The 19,701-nt window shown below is 68.6% G+C and carries 13 protein-coding genes and 1 pseudogene; 6 read left to right on the top strand and 8 right to left on the bottom strand.

What is annotated here, in order from left to right:
- Nucleotides 1-72 precede the first annotated feature (72 nt).
- A complete protein-coding gene (locus LZC94_43200) occupies nt 73-726 on the bottom strand; it encodes a succinate dehydrogenase (GenBank protein ID WXB14620.1) in 654 nt (217 codons plus the stop codon).
- Nucleotides 727-805: 79 nt separating this feature from the next.
- On the opposite strand from LZC94_43200, the gene LZC94_43205 reads away from it, so the two are divergent.
- From LZC94_43205 to mscL, 6 genes and pseudogenes are all read left to right on the top strand, one after another.
- On the top strand, nt 806-2,425 hold the full coding sequence (locus tag LZC94_43205; GenBank protein ID WXB14621.1) for a prolyl oligopeptidase family serine peptidase: 1,620 nt from the start codon (nt 806-808) through the stop codon (nt 2,423-2,425).
- Nucleotides 2,422-3,897 (top strand): hypothetical protein, encoded by a 1,476-nt coding sequence (locus LZC94_43210; GenBank protein WXB14622.1) that lies wholly within the window; start codon nt 2,422-2,424, stop codon nt 3,895-3,897. Before LZC94_43205 ends, LZC94_43210 begins: the two co-directional genes overlap by 4 nt.
- Before the next feature lie 122 nt (nt 3,898-4,019).
- A complete protein-coding gene (locus LZC94_43215) occupies nt 4,020-8,210 on the top strand; it encodes a HEAT repeat domain-containing protein (GenBank protein ID WXB14623.1) in 4,191 nt (1,396 codons plus the stop codon).
- Entirely contained in the window at nt 8,207-8,725 is a 519-nt protein-coding gene (locus LZC94_43220) for a hypothetical protein (GenBank protein WXB14624.1), read from the top strand. Before LZC94_43215 ends, LZC94_43220 begins: the two co-directional genes overlap by 4 nt.
- Nucleotides 8,726-8,740: 15 nt before the next feature.
- Nucleotides 8,741-9,799 (top strand): tRNA (adenosine(37)-N6)-threonylcarbamoyltransferase complex transferase subunit TsaD, encoded by a 1,059-nt coding sequence (tsaD, locus tag LZC94_43225; GenBank protein WXB14625.1) that lies wholly within the window; start codon nt 8,741-8,743, stop codon nt 9,797-9,799.
- A 5-nt stretch (nt 9,800-9,804) separates the two neighbouring features.
- Nucleotides 9,805-10,110: pseudogene (gene mscL / locus LZC94_43230) on the top strand (large conductance mechanosensitive channel protein MscL).
- 122 nt (nt 10,111-10,232) lie between these two features.
- On the opposite strand, the gene LZC94_43235 reads toward mscL, so the two are convergent.
- From LZC94_43235 to LZC94_43265, 7 genes are all read right to left on the bottom strand, one after another.
- The gene (locus LZC94_43235; GenBank protein WXB14626.1) at nt 10,233-12,182 is read right to left on the bottom strand and encodes a hypothetical protein; all 1,950 of its coding nucleotides are present in this window, start codon (nt 12,180-12,182) and stop codon (nt 10,233-10,235) included.
- A gap of 23 nt (nt 12,183-12,205) precedes the next feature.
- The gene (locus tag LZC94_43240) at nt 12,206-14,125 is read right to left on the bottom strand and encodes a PilZ domain-containing protein (GenBank protein ID WXB14627.1); all 1,920 of its coding nucleotides are present in this window, start codon (nt 14,123-14,125) and stop codon (nt 12,206-12,208) included.
- Between the two features lie 4 nt (nt 14,126-14,129).
- Nucleotides 14,130-14,984, bottom strand: a complete 855-nt coding sequence (locus tag LZC94_43245; protein WXB14628.1) for a CDP-alcohol phosphatidyltransferase family protein — start codon at nt 14,982-14,984, stop codon at nt 14,130-14,132.
- 191 nt (nt 14,985-15,175) lie between these two features.
- Nucleotides 15,176-16,627: a hypothetical protein gene (locus LZC94_43250; GenBank protein ID WXB14629.1), complete on the bottom strand. Its 1,452-nt coding sequence runs from the start codon at nt 16,625-16,627 to the stop codon at nt 15,176-15,178.
- 60 nt (nt 16,628-16,687) lie between these two features.
- Complete coding sequence (locus tag LZC94_43255; GenBank protein WXB14630.1) at nt 16,688-17,527, bottom strand: ATP-binding cassette domain-containing protein; 840 nt, start codon at nt 17,525-17,527, stop codon at nt 16,688-16,690.
- Nucleotides 17,524-18,687, bottom strand: a complete 1,164-nt coding sequence (locus LZC94_43260; GenBank protein WXB14631.1) for an ABC transporter permease — start codon at nt 18,685-18,687, stop codon at nt 17,524-17,526. The genes LZC94_43255 and LZC94_43260 overlap by 4 nt, the downstream gene beginning before the upstream one ends.
- 5 nt (nt 18,688-18,692) lie before the next feature.
- A complete protein-coding gene (locus LZC94_43265) occupies nt 18,693-19,697 on the bottom strand; it encodes a sugar ABC transporter substrate-binding protein (protein ID WXB14632.1) in 1,005 nt (334 codons plus the stop codon).
- Nucleotides 19,698-19,701: the final 4 nt, after the last annotated feature.

Consider the following 19,701-nt stretch of genomic DNA (forward strand, 5'->3'; position numbering starts at 1 on the left):
AAACTTCACGGACCAGTGCGACAAATGCCCCCCGAGGTCGCCGTTTGTGGCGAGGCGATGGAACGGTTGCGCTTAGGCGCCGGCGCTGTAGAGCGCGTAAACCGCGCCCCAGCCCATCAGCAGCAGCAGCACGAAAAACCCCAGAATGACCCATTCGAGCTTCTTCAGGGCCCGCTTGCTCGCCACCACGCCCCACCCCATCGCGAACGTATGAAGCCCGTTGGCCAAGTGGTACGCCACACCGAGGACACCCAAGACGTAGACGACGAGGGTCGGCGTGTGGAAGTGCATCTCGTGGCTGATGTCGGCAAACTTCTCCGCGTGCCCTTCGACGAAACGCGGCCGGATCATCGCGAGCCAGAGGTGCGCCCCCAAAAAGCCCAGCAAGCCGATCGCGCTGAGACGCTGAATCGCGTACTTGAGGTTGGTGTAGAAGCCATAACGAACGTTGTTGGGGCGCGCGCTGAGGAGGCGGCCAATGCCCCAGATCGTGTGGATCACCAAGGGGAGCAGAACGACGATGGCCGTGATGACTTGCGCCGCCGGGTGCGCGTACGACGTAACGGACTTTTCCCAAGCATCGGCGCCCTGGAAGGCCGACAGGTTGTTCCAGATGTGAACGACCGACCAAACGCCGAGCGGTAAAAACGCGAGCAGCGAGCCAATGCGCGCGCGGAAAAAGGTGGCCCCGGAAGACTGTGTGGTTGTAGCGCTAGCGTTCAGCATCGCGCACGATGCTGGTGCGTTCGCCGTGCGTTGACAAGGGGGCTTGCGCTACCGAGGCACATCGATGAAAAGGAGAGGGATGCGACGTGCCGTGCTCGCCACGGTGGGGGTAGTGGTCGGCCTGGCTCCCGCAGCCACGGCTTTCGCGGCCGCCCCGCGCCTGCTGCCGCGCGCCTGGGGCCCCGTCGATGCAGCCAGCGTGGTGCCCGCGACGAGTGCGGCCGTGCCGGCAACCCCGTCCTCGTCCTCCTCCTCACCCTCCGACGGGGGGACCGCCGCGCCTAGTCTACCTGCCACGGCGGTGAGTCCAAACGGCATCGTGCTGGCCGCGCACCCCTCGGTGCTGGGAACGGAGCTTCACGCCGTGGAGGTCGCGAGCGCATCCAAACGCGCCTACAAGGCCACGGCCTGGGGGGAGCTCGCGCGGACCAATCTTCCTGTCGGTCTGTATGCCGTCCGCTTTCAAGTGGCGGGCGGCGAGCGGGTGGCCGTGGAAATTCCCGTGTGCGCCGGCCGGGGACGCGTTCTCGTCAACGGCACCTCCGTGCCGACCGGGGGCAATGGGCCGGTGGTGGTGCCGCTGCCCGCCCGACCCGAGCGCGCCCACGACGTGGAGATCGAGATCCACGTGAGCGCCTACGAGCACCGGATCGTGTGCGGGCAGCCGCCCAAGTTCGGGGCGCAGATCGAGTCGCGCGAAGGGCTCGGGGTGCTGTCTTTTCCATCACCGCACACGGCGGTGGGCGGTGGAAAGGCCGTGGTCTTCGTTCCACCCGGCCACGACGCTCGAAAGCCTTCGCCGATCCTGGTGGGAGCGCACCCGTGGAACGGCACCATGTGGACGTACGCGGCCTACGCCGATCTCCTCCGCGAGGCCGCCTCGCGCGACGTGGTGCTGCTGATGCCGAGCGGCTTGGGCAACTCGCTCTACACGGCGGCGGCCGAGGACGAAGTGCTCCGCGCGATGGACGCGCTCGGCCAAGTGGTCGCCGCCGATCCGAGGCGCATCTCGATCTGGGGCGCCTCGATGGGGGGCGCGGGGGCCACCACCATCGGCTTTCATCACCCGGACCGGTTCGCGAGCGTCACCAGCTTCTTCGGCGACTCGAAATACGACACGAGCACCTATGTCAAGAGCATCCTGCCGAACGATGCGGCCGCGCGCTTGGTGAACGCCCTCGACGTGGTCGAGAACGCGCGCCACCTCACGGTGTGGCTGGTGCACGGCGACGACGATCGCGTCTCGCCGCCCGCGCAGAGCGCCATGCTGGCGCGCGCCCTTCGGGATCGCGGGTTCTCGGTTCGTTACGATCGCGTGCCGCACACGGGGCACGATGGCGCGCTGGTGGCGCGGTTCATCGGCGAGGTGGTGAACCACGCCAGCGAAATGCGCACGCCCGCCACCACCGCGCGCGTGAGCTACCGCAGCGTGCGCCCCTCCGATACCGGCGCCTACGGCGTGAAGATCGCGCGCACGGCCGCCGGCGATGCGTTCGTCGATCTCGAGCGACGCGGCGACGGCGTGCACGTGCTCGCGGCCCAAGGCGTGCGATCCATCGAGCTCGCGCGCGGCGCGCTGGGGACCGCGTCCGCGACGCCGCCCTCGATCACGGTCGATCCTTCGCTCAAGGTGGAGGTTCGCTGGGAGGGGGTTGCGCTGCCGGCGTCCGTGGTGGCGCCGGCCAGCTCCACGCGATGAACCGAGTCCGCGAGGTAGACGACGACCGCAAGGTCGGAGTGATCCCGCGGCTGGAGCGGGTATTTCTTCTGGCAACGCCCGCCGTCACCGTGGTGGTGGTGGCGTTGGGCCTTCGCATCGGCGCCTCGCACGAGCTCCGCGCGGCCGTGGTGTACGGCACGCCGCCGGCCGCAACGCGGCGCGGGCTCGCGTGGACGGTGGTGCTGGGGCGCGACGATCGCGGCGTTCGCGAGCCCGCCTCCGGTGAGCCGCTGAGCGCCACGGGTGCGACGGGCGGGCGCACGGCGCGCTGGGAGGGGAGCACCAACGCGGACGGGGTCGCGGAGGCGTGGCTCGCCCTCGATGGGGTGGCGCCCGGCGATTCCGTCGATCTGAGCGTCACCTCCGCCCGCACCGGCGCGGTCTTGGCGCAGGGAAAAACGCGGGTGCCGGAGGCGTACGAACGTCGCGGGGCGGGGGATGCCCGGCCCGCGTTTCTCACCCCGAGCCGCCGCGCCGGTGACGTGGAGCTGGATCTCCTCGTGGCGGGCGGCGCGCTGGCCGCCGAGTTTCCATCGCGCGTGCTGGTGCAGGCGCGGCACGGGCCCACCGGGCAGCCGCTGGAGAACGTGCGCATCACCGTGGAGCCAGAGCCGGGCCTCGAGGTCGCCGCGCGAACGGTTGCAACATGCACCGACGGCTGGGCCGAGCTCTCGGCCACGGCGCGCGCGCACGTGGTGGGCGCGGCGCTGACGGCGCACGATAGCAAGGGCCGCGGCGGCGAATGGTTCGGGGCGATCCCGGTCCGCGGTGGTGCCCTCTTCGTCGAGCTGCCGAGCATCGTGGCGCCCGGCGCGGCGCGCGAGCTGGTCGTTCGCAGCCCGACCCCGCGGCCTTTTGCGTACATCGAGGTCGACGACACCCATGGCCGGGCGATGGCGCAGGTGGTGGACTTGCGGCTCGATCCCAACGGCATGCGAAGCGGCCGGATCGAGCTTCCGCCGCTCTTGCCCGGCGACGCGTTCGTCGTGGCCTCCGGCGAGGTGCACGGCGCGGCCACCCTCACGGGGGCGACCATGGCCTTTCCGACCCTGGTGGCGACTCCGCCGCGGGAGCGAACGCCCCCGCTGCGGGAATGCGAGCTCTTGCACGAGCTCGTTCACACCTGGATGGATCCCGTGCTGACGGGCCCGGGGGTGAAGCACCTCCCGCATTTTCCGCGTCCTATCGTGCTCGATGGCTTCGTGCCCCTGCACGCATCGGCAGCTCGAGCGCGCCGCCGCGGCCTTGCGCTCGCCCTTTGGACCACCCTGGTGGCCGCCCTGCTGGAGACGCTGTTCCTCGTGCGCCATGCGCGGCGCGGGCGCATCGCGCTCGAGGCTCTCCCGCCGGGGCTCCTCGAGGGCCGTGTGGGAACCGTGGCCGCCGGCCTCGGAATTGCGCTCCTCGGGTTCGCGCTTCTTGCGGCGCTTCTTCTTCACTCGTCGAGCTAGACGCGGCAAGACCAGGCAAGACGAGACAGGACCAGGCGCGCGGCGCCGAAGGTCGCTTCCATCCAGTGCGCCGGGCGGCATTTGCGTCTAAGCTGAAAGTGGTGCTTTTGCGTCGATCCGCCGTGCTCGTTTCTGCTCTCGTGGCCTCGCTTTGCTTGCCGAGCGTCGCAAACGTCGCGCACGCGCAAGACTTCGACCCGCGCGGCCGCCATCGTCCCGCGCCGCCGCGCCCCGGCGCCGGCCGTCCCACGGCCCCGCGCCCCGCGCCAGGTACATCCGGCGCCCCCGGTAACCCCACCACGCCGGCTCAAGGCGGCACCGGAGACGCAGGCGCATCGCCGAGCGTCTTGATCGACCGGTACACGCGCATCGTCCTGTCGCAGCCGGGATCGCCCTTTCCGCTGCAGCGGCTCGCCCAGCTCTATCGCGACAAGGAAGGGAACCTGAACGCGCTGGTCGCCGACTTCGAGAAGCGCGCGGCCGCGGGCGGCGCCGAGCAGTACGCGGCCACCGTGACATTGGCGGGCATTTACAAGCTCGATGGCCGCGGCGACGATGCCATCAAGACCTACGAGAAGGCCATCGCCCTCAAGTCGAACGACGCCACGGCCATGCTGTCGCTCGCGCGGCTCCTGCAAGACCGCGGCGACACCGCGGGCGCGCGCAAGCGCTACGAGCAAGCGCTCTCTTTGCAGACCGTGCCGGCCGACAAGGAGCAGACGGTGCGCACCTTGATGGCGCTGGCGCTCGACGCCAAGGACTTCGCGGGCGCCAAGGCCATGCACCGCGAGCTCGTGAAGATGCAGCCCACGAGCCTCTTCGTCAAAGGAGAGCTCGGGCGCGAGCTTTACACGCGCGGCGAGTTCGAGCGCGCGGAGGCCGAGTTCAAGGAGCTGGTCACCGCGTCGGCGGGCGACAACCGCGCGCTGGCGCCAGCGCTCAAGGAGCTAGGGAAGGCGCAGGCCAAGGGGCACAAGAACCAAGAAGCGATCGCCACCTTGAAGAGGGCCCTCTCCGTCGCGGGCTCGGAGGCCGCCGTTCGCGCGGAGATCTACGAGGTCATCACGGAGCTTTACCGCGCCGATCAGCAGCTCCCGGTGCTCATCAAGCAAATCGAGGACGAGCACCCGGGCGACTTTGCGCGCTTGGCGCTCCTGGCCTCCCTCTACGAGGAGACGGGCGACGCCGCCAACGCGCTCAAGACCTACCAGCGCGCCCTCGGGGCCAACCCGCGCCACATCGACCTCCGGCTCAAGATGATCCGCCTCCTGCAGTCGCAAGGAGAGCTGGACAAGGCCATCGCCGAGTACGAAGCGCTGATTCGCGTGGCGCCCAACAACCCCGAGTTCGTCTTCGAGCAATGCGATGCGCTGCTCCAGCGCGGCGACCGCACCCGCGCGCTCCGCCTCTTGACCCAGCTCGAGGCGCGCGCGCAGGGCGACGAAGAGGTCCTCAGCCGCCTGGCCGATTTCTACGGGCGCATCGGCGAGAGCGAAAAATCACTCCACGTGCTCTCGCGCCTCACCCAAGTGGCGCAAAACGACCCTTCGCACTTGGTCGACTTGGGCGATCGCTACTTCCAGGATGGAAATACGCAGCTGGCCGTCCAGACGTGGCGGCGCATCCTCACGACCATCTCCCCGCGGGCGCGCGCGTTGGCCGCGCTGGGCGACGTGTACCTCGAGCACGACATGACGGCCGATGCGCTGGCGGCCTTGCGCGAGGCCGTGCAGCTCGAGCCGCAGAATTTGTCGTACAAGAAGCAGCTCGCGGGCGCGCTCGAGCGGGCGCGCAACTACCGCGAGGCGCGCATGCTCTGGACGGAGCTGGGCGAGAAGGCCAAGAAGAACGGCGACAAAGTGCTCTCGCGCGAGACGCGCTCGCACATGGTCACCTTGTGGGGCCTCGAGCGGGTCATCGAGCAGCAGATCCCGCCGCTCACTGCGCAGTTCCAGACCAACCCTCCGGACATCGAGGCCGGGCGCACCTTGGCCGAGGTGCAGCTCCACGTGCGCAAGCTCCCCGAGGCCGAGGCCACGTTGCGCCGGGTCATCCAGCTGGCGCCGGGCGACAGCGACAGCTACCTCGCGCTCGAGCGGGTGCTCGTGCAAGAGGGCAAGCTGCTCGACGCCATCGCGGTGCTCGAGAAGCTGGTCGTGGTGGAGCCAAAACGGGCGCGCGAGCTCTATCAGCGCATGGCCCAGTACGCGCTCCAGCTCTATCGCGACGACGACGCCATCAAGTACGCCGCCCGGGCCGTGGAGCTGAGCCCCGAGGACGCCGAGGGGCACCGCCGCCTGGGCGAAATGTACCGCTCGCGGCAAGACACCGCGCGCGCCATCGTCGAGTTCCGCGCGGCGCTCAGCAAGAACGACCGCCTCTACATCGTCTATTTCGAGCTGGCGGATCTGCTGCTCTCCAAGGGCGAGACCGAGGAGGCCGACCGCCTCTTTCGGCGCGTGCTCCGCGGGGCGCCAGACGAAGAGCTGGTCGCCCGCGCGGCGCGGCTGTCGATGCAGATCAATTTGGGCAAGGGGACGTTGGAGTCGCTCGAGCAGGAGCTCCTCCCCCTCGCCATCGGCAACCCGCAAAAGGCGATCTACCGCCGCCTGCTGGTGGAGATCTACGGCAGCTTGACCTTCGGCTTGGTGCAGCGCGTGAAGCGCACCGCCAGCCCGGGCGCGACCGAGGGCGAGCGCGCCACCGTCACCAAAGACGCCGAGGAGGCCCGCTCCGCGCTGGCGCGGGTGGGCGGCCGCGCGGTCAAGCCGCTGCTCGACGCGCTCGCCGATCAAGACGCGGGGCAGCAGCGCGTGGCCATCGACGTCCTCGGCTACGTGCAAAACAAGAACGCCGGCCCGGCGCTCTTCTCGTATGCCACCGGCCCCGGCGATCCGGCGCTGCGGGCGCGGGCGATGATCGCCTGCGGCGCGCTGCGCGATCCGGCGCTCTTGCCGAAGTACCGCGCGCTCCTCTTCCCCAAGGGCGAGGCGCAGCTCGAGGAGGGCACGCCCACCGACGCGGTCGCCGTGGCGGCCGTGTGGGGCCTCGCGCGCATGAACGACAAGCGCGCCATCTCCATGCTCCGCAACCTCACCCGCCACGGCACCCCGGAGATGCGCGGGCTCTCGGTGCTCGGGCTGGGGCAGCTCAAAGACCGCGGCTCGGTGGGCGAAATCGCCAATGTGGCGCGCACCTTGGACTCGGGCAACGTGGCGCGGGCCGCGGCCGCGTTCGCGCTGGGCGAGCTGGGCGCGGAGTCGGAGTCGGCGACCTTGCTCTCCCTTGCGCAAGGCCCCGATCCGTTGCCTCGGCAACTGGCGCTCATGGCCCTGGCGCGCATGGGCACCCAGAAAGGCGGCGAGGTGCCCGGCGGCAAAGCGGCGCTCGGTGCCATGGCCGACGCGGTGTTCGCCGGTCGCGACGCGGAGGGGACGCGCGCGCGAAGCTCGTCGGAGGCGCTCCGGCGCGCGGGCAGCTCCGCGCTGGTCCTGCTCGCGACGGCGCCCGGACGCGGCGCCAGCGATGCGCGCGCGTCTGGCACGACAGCCGAGCTGCTGCCGGTGCCCGACGGCTCGCTCGACGTGGAGGGCATTCTGCTGCGCCTGGTGTCCCGCTCGTTCTCGCCCAAGGAGCGCGCGCGGGCCGTGGTGAGGTTCGGCGACGCGCTGGAGGCCGCGGCGCTGGCGGGCCTGCGCACCTCGGCCGATCGCGCGCTCACCGTGCTCGACTCCATCGGCACGGGCGAAGGCGCGCTGCGTCCCTTCGTCGACGTGGAAGCTTCGAAGGAGACCGACGTGACGGCCGCGCAAGCGCGCGCCAAGGCGATGGCGCGGTCGCTCGAGGCCCAGGTGATCTCCCTCGCGCACCACCCCGAGGTGGAGGTGCGGCAGAAGGCCATCGTGCTGCTCTCGCACTCGCCCACCGACTCCGCCAACGAGGCGGTGGTGCAGGCGGTGAGCGACCGCGAGGAGGAGGTGCAGCGGGTGGCGCTGGCGGCCATCGGCTCGCACGGCAATGCGCGCGCGGTGGCCGCGGTGGCAAACCTCCTGCGCGAAAACGAAAATTGGGCCATGCGCATCTTGGCGGTGCAGGCGCTGGGGCGGCTGGGGAGCGGTTCGCCCGACGCCGGGCGGCACCTGCGCGAGGCCGCGACCAAGGACTCGTACGCGCTCGTTCGCGAGGCCGCCATGAAGGCGCTGGCCTCCTTCGACGTGCGCGGGGCGCAGGACATTGCCCAGCGCATCGCCGCGTCCGATCCCGAGCCGCGCGTTCGAGAGACGGCCCGGTCTATCCTGCAACACGGACGATGAACGCTCTGCTCGTGCCCCGCGCCGCCATCTTCGCCCTCGCCACCTGTGCGCTCATGCCGATGGGCTGCCGCAATCTTTCGCGCTTCTCGACCACCAGCGGCCACTACGAGGGCACGGTGGTCAGCGGCACCTTCGTGCGCGCGAACATCGACGATGGAACGCGCATGTGCCTGACCATCGACACCGACCAGCTGCAGACGGCGCCCGGCGCCATCTCCACCTCCGACGGGCGCTTTTCCGCCACCGCGCTGCGCCAGATCCCCCAAGTGTGGCACGATCCGCTCTCCAGCCTGTCGTTCGGCGAGGGGCGCGAGCGAAACTTGATCTACATGGCCGCCGCATCGTCGGACGCGGGGGCAGGCGGCGACGTCACCGTGATCATCTCGCTCATGGAGTCGGGCGACGTGGAGGTGCGGCTCCTCCGAGGCGGCGCATCGGCCTCGCCTGCCGCCGCGGCGACCAACATTTTCGGCGTTTTCATTTTGCACCAGACCGGGGGCAACTGCCCCTTCTGATCGAGTTCCCCATCCATGCTCGTACTCGGAATCGAATCGTCGTGCGACGAAACGGGGGCCGCCATCGTCCAGGACGATGGCACCGTGCTCTCCGACGTCGTCCAGAGCCAAGTCGACCTTCACGCCCGCTACGGCGGCGTGGTGCCGGAGCTCGCGTCGCGCGATCATGCCCGCAACATCGACCCGGTGGTGCGCGAGGCGCTCGCGCGGGCCAACCTCGGCTTGGACGCCATCGACGGCATCGCCGTCACCAACCGACCGGGCCTGGTCGGCGCGCTGCTCGTGGGGGTGCAGTTCGCCAAGGGCATCGCCTGGGCGCGCGGCCTACCGCTGGTCGGTGTCGACCACCTCGTGGGGCACCTGCTCGCCGTTTTTCTTCGCCGCCGCGGGGAGACGGAGCCGCCGCCCCCGGAGTTTCCCTTCGTGGCCTTGCTCGTCTCGGGCGGGCACACGGCCATCTACCATGTCGAAGGCCCCACCGCCGCGCAGTGCCACGAGCTCGGGGCGACCCGAGACGATGCCGCGGGCGAAGCGTTCGACAAGGTGGCCAAGCTTTTAGGGCTGGGCTACCCGGGTGGCCCCATCATCGACCGGCTCGCGGCCCGCGGGGATCCGACCAAATTTCCGCAGAAGGCGCCGATGGCGTCCGTGCGGTCGCTCGAGTTCAGCTTCTCGGGCATCAAGTCGCGGATGGCCCGCCATGTGAGCGAGCACGGTGTGCCCAGGGATGAGGCGGAGCTCGAGGGCCTCTGCGCATCGTTTCAGCGCGCGGTCACCGATGTTCTGGCGAACAAGCTGGTGCAAGCCGCGCAGATGACGAACGTATCCCGGGTGGTCTTGGGCGGCGGGGTCGCGGCCAATCGCGAGCTGCGCGAGCGGGTGCGGAGCCTCGCGCGGGCCCGGGGGCTCGAATGCTTCGTCCCGCCCTTGGCAAGTTGCACCGACAACGCGGCCATGATTGCTTATGCCGGCGCTGCGCGCTTGTGCCGCGGCGAAAAAGACGGATGGGATCTCACGGCAACGAGTCAGACATCGCTTCTTCGATTGACTCGAAAGGGAAGAGGGGCGAGGTAATTGGTATGTGGCAAGAGTTCAAAAAGTTTGCGCTCAAGGGAAATGTCATCGACCTGGCCGTCGGTGTGATCATCGGCGCTTCCTTCGCCAAGATCACCGACTCGCTCGTCAAAGACATCATTATGCCGCCCATCGGCCTGGTCGTGGGCAAGATCGACTTTTCGAATCTCTTCATCAACCTGGGGGAACAACACTACGACACGGTGGCAGCCGCCAAAGCCGCGGGTGCGCCCACACTCAACTACGGCAACTTTCTCCAGGCGGTGCTCGACTTCTTCATTCTGGCATTTGCCATTTTCATAATGGTCAAGCAGATGACCAAACTGCAATTGCGCGCCGACGCCACCAAGGATTGCCCGGCCTGCACCAAGCCCATTCCGATCCCGGCCTACCGGTGCCCGGAGTGCACGGAGCTCCTCGATAAGGCCAGGGCCTAAGGCGCCCCGGGCTCTCGGGTTTCGCCGAGCACCCGAAGGATCTTGGGGGAGGCTTGGGGCCGCGCGTCGAGCGTGCGCCACGATGGGTCGACCCCCAGCGCGTGTGCGTCGTCCACGAGGATCTTCACGTGGGCGTCGCACGCGTCGAAGCCCGCGACGTAACGGGTGCCTGCGCGTAGGAACGGCTCGATCGAGTCGGTGAGCTCCGGGTTGTGCTTCTGGAGGTAACGAATCGAAAAGCGCAGGTCCTGAATGCCTTTGTTTCGAAAGCTATTCGTGCGCTCTTCCTTCACTTCAACGGCCGCGTCCCAATAAGGCATCACCACGTGGTCCTCCGGCGACCCGCAGCGCGGTCGCGCGAGCGGGGCGAGGCGGATCCAGACCACCGCAGCCACCAGGGCCGCGGAGAACCCGATGGCCGCGTAGGCAAGCGAGTCGAGGGTGAGCCGGCGGGCCTCGTACGGGGTGACCGAGCTCGGGGGACCCGATCCCCTTTGCCGCGCGCGGAGCTGCACGAGGGCCACCGCCGGGAGCGCCGCCACGAAGGCCAAGGTCGCCGTTTGCACCTGCTGATTCGACGTGATCCACGGCGGGGTAAAGGGGGCCGAGAGGAGCACGCCGGCCATCACATGGCGAAGGAGCGAGAGCTCGCCGTTCGAGCGCTCCCGCACGAAGACGATGTAGAGCGAGCCGATGGCCCCCAGGACGAAGCCCGCGCCGATGGCCCCCATCGCCCCCGCGTTCAAGAGGCTGTAGAGCCCGAAGGTGCGCGTCCAGAGGTACAGCGGGCCGAGCACCCCATCGCGGGCCATCGCCTCGCGCACGGCGGCGCCGTCCTCGAGGGCCGCATCGTCGGGGTTCGTCCACACGTAGCTGAACATGCCGAACGGCGACGTGAAGAAGGCGGCGCCCGAGCGGACGAGGCTGATCGGAACGAGCGACGGCTGCTGGGCCACGTCGTGGAGGATGACCTTCCACGTGGCCCGGACCCGCGCGTCGACGGGCAGCACGTCCAGCTCCGGGTGGTCCTTGTGGATGCGCGTGTAGTCGTCGTCGTGAAGGAGCCCGTACGCGATGGGCGGATAGTCGGAGAAGGTGACGCCGGACCCCGTGAAGTGAAGCACCGCCTTGTGCACCCCGAACGCGGCGAGCATGGCGGCCGCGCTCCAGGACAGCATGCGCAGCCGCCGCTTTCGACCCGCGTCGCGCACCGCCCAAAGCGCGATGGCCGGCAGCACGAAGAACGCGCCCGCGCGGGCCATCAGCCCCAGGGCGATGGAAAAAATGCCGGCCAGGACCAGCCACTGCCGTCGCTGCGGGTTCTCTGCGTCGTCGGCGCGCCAGACCAGGACGAAGCCGATGAGGCCCAGCGGCAACCCGAGGTGCTCGGTCTGGATCGAGCCCGCCCAGCGCCGCTCGAAGAAGAACAGGATCAGGTAAACGACGAAGGCGCTCCGGGCGCCGTGCGTCTTCCAGACCGCGAGGGTCGCCATGGAAATGGCCCACCCCCCGGCCATCGCACACGCGAGCAGCGCAAAGCGGAGATCCCCGTTGGAGATCCGCAGGAGCACGGCGAAGACGCTCGTGAAGAGCGGCCGCTTCGATGAGCCGTCGAAGCGCTCCCCAAAGAGGAAGCGGACGGCGTCATCGTAGAACGTGTACGAGTCGCTCCAGGGCAGGACGCCGCCGAAGATGGCGTTGCGGCCCTCGTAGCCCAAGGTCCACAGGTGGGCGACGAGCGACACCACCAGGACCTGCGTGACCAGGTGCAACGCCAACGGGCGCGCCCGGTTCCCGTCCAGCCAGCGAAAGACGAGGACGAGCACGCCCGTGAATACGATGCAGTCGTAGCGAGGAACCCACTTGAAAACCGCGAGAACGACGCCGTACACGAGGGCCAGCGCGACGCTGGCGGCTGCGAAGATGCGCGGCGAAAGCCTAGGCATACGGCGGAATCATATCGCGGCGCTCAGTGATGGCGCGGCGCAGCATGCTTGCGCTTGGCATTCGCGGTCGGAGCCGCGTGACCGCGCCCCTCGTGCCCATCGTGGTGGGCGTCGGCCAAGGTCGGACGTTCGGGCATGCGCCCGGCGGGGGCGAGCATGATCTCGAGCACGCTGCCCTTGGCGCGGACGGCGTAGTTGGGGACGCCATCCTTGAAGGTGACCGAGAGCTCGGCGCCGGCGGGGTCGTTGACGACCTTGATGCTGGCGATGCGACCATCGCGCGCAGCGAGCGGGGCGGCGGCCTCCAACGAGCGGCGCGAGGGGAGGACCACGGTGAAGCCGCTCGACTGCGCGGCGCCTTGGATCTTCTCGATCGTGTCATCCATCTTGAGACGGAGCACATTGCCGTGGGAGACGCTGCCGTTGGTGAAAGGTGCAACCTGCACGCGTTTCGGCGCGTGGTGCTCGGGGCGGGAGACGACGGTCTCCGTGAACCCCGAGTCCGAGGGGCGCACTTCGTTGGCCGGGGCGGGCGCCGGCGGGGTGACGGCGGCGAGCGCCCCGTTGGCCGCGCTCGCGGCGGGCGCTGCGCCCGGCGCGGCGGCGCTGCCCTCCGGCGCGGCGGCGCTGGCGATGGGGGCTTCGCTCGCGGCGTTCTCCGCGACGGGCGGCGGGGCGTTCGGCTTGCGCATGGCCACGGCGCCAATGATGAGCAGCGCTCCGACGGCGCCGCCGGCGATCATCTTCTTTTTGTCGACCACGAATGCAGGTGCTTTCTCCCCGAGTCCGTCGCGCAAAGCCGAGAAGTCGCGAACGACCTTCCGCCCTTCCGCATGCAGTCCGCCGCCGGGCGGCGGTGCGGTCACGCGGCGCATCGGGGTCGCCACGTCGTCGTTGGGTCCATTCTTCGCGCTCTGTTCACGGCGGCGCGCCGCGAGGAGGGCGAAGGTCGTCTTGGCGCGCGAGGTGAAGGCGGCGATGGCAGGCGCCACTTTGGCCGCGCTGCGGGAGAACGCGTTCTTCACGCGGTCGGCCGGGGCCGCCGAGGCGTGCGCCGACGGGTCCGAGGAGTCGCGCTCGTCGTGCGAGACCTCCACGTCGACGTCGGGGCCGGAGCTCGGAGGGGCGCCGCTGCGGGTCATGTACGGCGGCTCCGCGGGGATCGTGTCGGCGGTGGCGTCGACATTGCGCTCGTGCGCGTCCATCGCGCGATCGCGGGCATCGACGTCGCCCTCGTGCCCCTCGGCGCCGCGCTCGTGCGCGCCCGTGTTGCGCTCGTACGCGCCGGCGTTGCGCTCGTACGCGCCCGCGTTGCGCTCGTGCGCGTGGGCCATGCGATCCGAAGGCTCGGGGCGGACGACGCTGGTGAGCGGGGCCTCCTCGTGCGCGACCATCATTTCGTCGGGGTAGCGCAGGGCCACGAGCAGCTCGGGCACCTGCGACTGGCCGTCGACGCGCACCTCCACGCGATCGATGCGCGCGTGACGCTTGGAGCCGGTCTCGGCGTTCTCGAGCTCGATGTCCTTGCCCACTTGGAGGAACCCGAGCTCGCTGCCGACGGTGAGCTCCGCGTGGCTGGCGCCCTTGACGCGCGCGCGCATCGGGGAGCCCAGTCCGTCGATGTGCAGGCGCACCTTCATCCCCGGCGCGTCCGGCGGCGCGGAGGGATCGTGCGCGGCGCAGGCCATGCGCCCCAGGATCCGTGCGCTGTCGGCGTCCAGGTTGGAGAAGCGAATCCCAAATTCGCCCCCTCGCGCGGCCTCCCGCGACCACACGACTTCACCCGAGGCGAGGACCATCTCGCGAGGCCCCGCGTCGAAGCGGCACGTCAGGGGCTGACCGACCTCGGGAAGGTAGGCCGTTCGCAGATGCATGCCCTCGCGCGAGACGTCGATCGACTGCGCCTCGAAGGCGGGGCCGGTCGACCCGCCGACTTCCACCATCGCTTCAAACGGTATCCGCGTCGCACCGGGCGCGCGGCGATCTCCTTCGCTCATCGGTTCCTCCAACGGATCTGGACTCTCGCTGGATAAGAAACTGCGATGATGTGGGCCAAGTTTTCTCGTACGAAGTAGGACGCGGGGCCGATCGAGCCGCCCCGAGCAGCCTGCGCGCCGCGCTCACGTTCCCCACGACGGCGATCGCGGCCAAGGCCGCCAACAGCGGCGAGAGCTGCAGGGCGGGCGCCACGTCCGGCGCCGCCTCCGCCAATAGAGGGACCAGGGTCGCCCCGGCGATCAAAAAGGTGAGTCGCTCCGCGCGCCGCATCCGGGAGCCGGGATCGGGCACATCGAGCTCGCGGAGCATCGAGGAGGCGTAGCTGACCATGAATCCCCCCACCATGGCCGCCAGCACCACGGCCAGCACCCACGCGTCATGATGCACCCGGATGGCGATGCCGCCGAGCAGGAGCGCCTCCACATAGCGGTCCACCGTGGTGTCGAGCACCCGTCCGAACCGATTGGCGGTCCGCGTCTGCCTTGCCACCAGTCCATCCACCGCGTCCGCCAGGGCCGACATGCACGCGATCAGCGCCCCCACCCCGAAGTGCCCCAGCGCAAAATGCAGCGCCGCGACGGCGGCCAGCACGAGCGACGCCATGGTGATGCTGTTGGCGGAGACGCCGAGCATGGCGAGCCCGCGCGCGAAAGGTTCGAGCGCGCTATAGACGGCCTCCATCGGGCCTTTTCCAAACAGGGCCAGCGGCGCCTCCCGTTCGAGCCGCTCGAAGGTCCGCACGGTGACCCGCGACGTGACCGCGAGAAATGCCACCATCACGGCCATGAGGGCAATGCAGAGCACGACTGAAGCCGTGGTATCGATGGTTCCGCCCAAAGGTACGCCTCCACGCTATGCGACCAACGGGACGAGTCTGGGATCCCGGCCGAGCACCGACGAGTTGCCTACGGACGAACGGTGGCCATCGCGGCACGAGGGCGCATCGTTATTGGACGAACCGGACCAGGGCTTGGGGTACGGGACAGCTCGCTGCTCTACCGTCGGCGGTGCACGAACAATCCGTCGACAATCCCGTCGAACGCAAAATTTTCCCGAACGACATCGCGTAGTTCGGTCGCATAAACATTGGAGCGGCCAAGGTCGAATGGATTGACCGAGGGGTGCTCGATGTCATCGGGAAGCACCACGCACCGCACATTGGGATGACGAACATCGTTTCGCCACGATTCAATCGGAAAGAGCCCGTGCCGCACGAGAAACGACGTCTGCCATTCCGGAACGATCATGCGTCCGCTGACGGAGAACTCGATCACCGGATCGACCGACACGGCGACATCGTTGGCCCCCGAGATGCACCGCTCCTTGAGGCGCGCGATGGTCCCTTCGTAGTGCCCGTACGCGTGCATCTGCTCGAGCTCACCCGGCACCGTGATCGCCGCCACGGTGATGCTCATCGCGAGCACCCCCACGCGCACCCAGGCCGCGAGCGCCGGACGGAGCGGCTCCGCGTTGGCCATCGCCGAAATGGCGACGATGCTGGCGAGGGTCGGCTCGTACCAATAATGCGATCCGCTCCCCAGCTTCGCCATGGAGAAGGTGGACCACGCGATGCTCGTGAGGAGCGGGCCGAGCACGGTCCAGCGAACCTTTTGCCTCCACGCCAAAACGGCGATTATCACATGGGGGAGGCCCAATACGAAGGAGCGGCTCCCGAACTCGCTCACCCAGCGCGAGAACGAAATCTCTTGTCCGGTGGAGAGCACCAGATCGCGAATCCACAATCCGCCGCTGAGCACATGGCATATCCCCGCGAGACCGATGAACATGGCGGCGCCCGCGGCCAATGCGCGCTTGTATCCCAATTTGCGCTGAACCACGCAAACGAGAAATGCGCCGGCGAAGATCCCCAAGCAGCTCGGCTTCATGAATGGCGCGGCCGTAAATAGGACCGCGGAGACCGTGTCCACGCGATCCCTCTTGGCGGCGCGCGCCAAGGCCACCGAGGCCAGCGCGGCGGAGAGGGTATCGGGCGTGCCCGAGGGGGCGTTCCGGATCAGAAAGAAGAGGCTCGCGCCGAGGACGCTGGCCACGGCGGGCGCGGTGCGCTTTCCGCGCGGCGCCACCAACACGGGCGCGATGTAGGCGACGAGCCACGCCAGGATGCTCACCGCGCGGCCGACGATCCGAACCGTGTCCGTGACCGGCCGGACTTTGGCGAGGTAGCCCACCAGGTACGGCCAAAAGGGAGTGTACAACACCGAGAAGCGCGAGGGCGGCTCCCCGTACTCCCAGGCGCCGCGGACCGGGTCGACGTAGAGCGCGAACCCTTTGGCGGCGCGGGTGGCCTCGAATGTCAGCTCCGCCTCCACCGCGTTGTACGGGCGGTGCACGAACGAGAAGGCGAGGAAAACGACGGCGGTGACGGCCAGGGTCAGGAGGCAGAACGTAGCGAGGACGCGCGCCGTGCGCTCGAGGAGGGGACCCAAAGTGCCCGTCTTGTACCACCTCCCGCGCGGTCCCGTGCATGGAGCGACGGGCCCGCGCGCCTACGAGCTCGAAGGTCCACCGCTCGCGGCGGCCGGCGCCCACGTCGGGGGGCTCGGTCGCGATAGCTCGTGCGCCAGCTGATCGAGCTCGGCGCCGCCGGCCATCAGGCGCGTAAGCTCCTCGGCGGAGATCTCTCCTTTGGCGAAATCACCGAGGCTCTGGCCGCGGTTCAAGAGCAAGAAGCGATCGCCGATCGGATACGCGTGATGCGGATTGTGGGTAATGAAAATGACCCCCAGCCCCTTGTCGCGCGCCTGCGCAATGTAGCGCAGCACCACCCCGGCTTGCTTGACCCCCAGGGCCGATGTCGGCTCGTCCAGAATGAGGAGCCGCGCGCCGAAGTAGACCGCGCGCGCGATGGCCACGGATTGCCGCTCACCGCCCGACAATGTTCCCACCGGCTGATCGGGATCGCGCAAATCGATCCCCATGTCCTTCAGCTCGCGGCGGGTGATCTCCTTGGCCGTGTCGACGTCGAAGCGTTTGAACGGGCCCCACCCCTTCGTCGGCTCCGAGCCGAGGAAGAAGTTTCGCCAGATGGACATCATCGGGATCATGGCCAAGTCTTGAAAGACGGTGGCGATGCCGAGGTTGCGCGCGTGGCGCGGGCTCTCGAATCGAACGGGGCGCCCGTCGACCAAGAGGGCGCCTTTGTCTGGTGTGTGGACACCGGAGAGGAGCTTGATGAACGTGGATTTGCCCGCGCCGTTGTCGCCCAGGACGCAGGTGATGCGACCGGCGCGCACGGTGGTCGAAATACCGGACAACGCGATGACGGATCCGAAGTACTTGCAAATGTCGCGGACCTCGAGGAGCGCGGTGTCATCCGTTGGATTCATACGCGTGCTCGCTTTCGGCTCTGTTCCGCATAACGCCGGACGGCGTGGTTCGAGAGCACCGCCAAGAGCAGCATGGCGCCCAAAAAGAATTTGAACCAATCCGAGTCCCACCCCACGTAAACGATGCCTTGCGACGTCATCCCAAAGATGAGCGCCCCCAGCGAGGCACCGATGGCCGAGCCAAAGCCGCCCGTGAGCAAACACCCGCCGATGACCGCGGCCACGATGTAAATGAGCTCGTCGCCGATGCCTTGATTGGCCTGCACCGACGTGAGACGCAGCGCCATCATCGTCCCCACCAGCCACGCGGCACCCGAGGTGGTCATGAAGAGTCCAATCTTCGTTTTGTCCGCGGGGACACCCACATTGCGCGCGGACCGAACGTCGCCGCCGACGGCGAAGATCCAATTACCTTGGCGCGTTCGCAAGAGCACATAGGTGGCAAAAACGGTGAGCGCCAGCCACCAGAGAATCGTAATGCGAAATTCGGCGCCGCCCAGGCCGACGCTCGATGCAAAGATGGAGCGAGCCAGGGGATAGCCGGGCGCGCGATCGATGCCCTCGATGAGCACCGTGTTGGTGAGCACCTTGGTGACGCCCAGGTTCAATCCCTGGAGCATGAGGAACGAGCCCAAGGTGATGATGAAGCTCGGCAGCCCCGTTCGAACCGTGAGGTAGCCGTTGAGGAAGCCCAGCCCCAACGCCAGCGCCAAGGCCACGAGGATGGCGAGCCACACGTTGCAGCCGTAGTGGCTCGAAAGCAGGCCGATGGTCAGGCCCACGGTGCCGGTCATGACGCCGGCCGACAGATCGAACTCGCCGCCGATCATGAGCAGCGCCACCGCGATGGCCATGATGCCCAAGGTCGACGCCGGATCGAGCCAGTTGGCCATGCCCGGCGGCGAGCGGAAGACCTCCGAGAGCGAGCCAAAGAACGCGAAGATGATGACGGCACCGAGGATCGCGCCGAGCTCGGGGCGCGCGAGCAGCCGCCGCGCAATCCCCACGTCGGCGATGCGTTCGTCGCCTCGAGCCTCGCTGGAGGTGCGCGGCTCGTCGCGCCCGGCGTTCGAGCGCGAGGAGCCCTCGCCCCGCCCGACCGTGAGCGCCGAGTCGTTCGGAGGCTCGCCGCGCCCGGCTTTCGACCCGGTGCCCATCATCGCCGCTACCGCGCCCCCTGTTGCACGTACTTCTGCACTTGCTCCACATTGCCCTTGTCGATGAACCCGGGCCCGGTGAGCACCGGCTGCCCGCCGCCGACGGTGGTGCCGTTGGTGCGGTACAAGTTGAGGAATGTCACGGGCAAATAGCCTTGCAAGTACGGCTGCTGGTCGATGGCAAAGAGGATCTTGCCGCTGGCGATGTTCGCGAGAATGTTGGCGTCCACGTCGAAGGTCGACAAGGTCACGTTCGTTCGGTTCGATTGGGCAATGGCGTTGGCGGCCGCCCCCGCGACGGCGTTGTTCAAGGTCAGCGCGCCGTCGATGGAAGGATCGCTCTGCAGCTTGGCCACGATGGTCGATGTGGCGCTCGCCAGGTCGCTGACCGAGACTTGAAGGTTGTCGAGCTGCGCGCCCAGCGCCTGCTTCGCGCCCGCGCAGCGCTCCTCGAGCCCCACATTGCCCGCCTCGTGGATCACGCAGATCACGTGTTTGAGCCCCTTCTTCGCCATCCGCGCGCCGGCGGCCTGCCCCGCGATCTTCTCCGTTTGCCCCACGTGCGTGATGGCACCCAGCTCGGCCGACTTCTCGGCGCCGGAGTTGATGGTGATGACGGGGATGCCCGCCTGCACGGCTTTTTGGATGGAGGAGCGCAGCGCCTCGGGGTTGGCCATGGAGACGATGAGCCCATCGACCTTTTGGCTGACGGCGAGATCGATGAGCTGCGATTGCTTCTGCGGATCGCCCGAGCCCTGGTAGGTGACCTTGACCCCGAGGTCCTTGCCGGCTTGCTCCTCACCGTTCTTGACGACGTCCCAAAATTTGTCCCCGGGGTTGGCGTGCGAAACGAGGGCGAACGTGGCCGATTTGGCGGCGGCGGCCTTGCTCGGCTCGCTGGCGCCGGTGGACGTGGAGGCACCCGCGCCGGCGACCGGGCTGCTTTCTTTGCTACAGCCGGCCATCGAGAGTGAAAGTGCGATCGTCGCAAAGATTGTCCTGGTCGTAAGCATGGGG

The organism is Sorangiineae bacterium MSr11954 (assembly GCA_037157815.1).
GTDB classification, from domain to species: domain Bacteria; phylum Myxococcota_A; class Polyangia; order Polyangiales; family Polyangiaceae; genus Pendulispora; species Pendulispora albinea.